Annotated in this window: 2 rRNA genes; both read right to left on the bottom strand. The window is 47.3% G+C overall.

Annotated elements, in window-relative coordinates:
* Positions 1–631 (bottom strand): 23S ribosomal RNA (locus KFD70_RS29350); the annotation flags it as partial.
* A gap of 146 nt (positions 632–777) precedes the next feature.
* A 16S ribosomal RNA gene (locus tag KFD70_RS29345) occupies positions 778–911 on the bottom strand; the annotation flags it as partial.

Below are 911 nucleotides of genomic sequence, written 5' to 3'. Positions count from 1 at the left end.
CTCGCCGGTTCATTCTACAAAAGGCACGCCATCACCCGTTAACGGGCTCTGACTATTTGTAGGCACACGGTTTCAGGATCTCTTTCACTCCCCTTCCGGGGTGCTTTTCACCTTTCCCTCACGGTACTGGTTCACTATCGATCACTAGGGAGTATTTAGCCTTGGGAGATGGTCCTCCCGGATTCCGACGGAATTTCACGTGTTCCGCCGTACTCAGGATACATTCAAGAGAGAACGAAGTTTCGACTACGGGGTTGTTACCCTCTGTGACGAGCCTTTCCAGACTACTTCGTCTACCTCGTTCCTTTGTAACTCCGTATAGAATGTCCTACAACCCCAAGAGGCAAGCCTCTTGGTTTGGGCTAGATTCCGTTTCGCTCGCCGCTACTCAGGAAATCGCATTTGCTTTCTCTTCCTCCAGGTACTTAGATGTTTCAGTTCCCTGGGTCTGTCTTCCTTACCCTATGTATTCAGATAAGGATACCATACCATTACGTATGGTGGGTTTCCCCATTCGGAAATCTTCGGATCAAAGCTTACTTACAGCTCCCCGAAGCATATCGGCGTTAGTCCCGTCCTTCATCGACTCCTAGTGTCAAGGCATCCACCGTGCGCCCTTTCTAACTTAACCAAACTAAAAATTAAAAAATATGAGCTACACTGTTATCTAGTTTTCAAAGAACATACATTTATTTCTGAGAGATAGTTCTCTCAAAACTGAACAAAACGAAACACGGAAACTTATATTGATGAACAGCGTTCATCAATTCTCCATAGAAAGGAGGTGATCCAGCCGCACCTTCCGATACGGCTACCTTGTTACGACTTCACCCCAATCATCTGTCCCACCTTAGGCGGCTGGCTCCAAAAAGGTTACCCCACCGACTTCGGGTGTTACAAACTCTCGTGGT

Source organism: Bacillus pfraonensis, assembly GCF_050768835.1.
GTDB classification, from domain to species: Bacteria; Bacillota; Bacilli; order Bacillales; family Bacillaceae_G; genus Bacillus_A; species Bacillus_A pfraonensis.
This window is presented reverse-complemented; position numbering and strand designations above follow the sequence as displayed.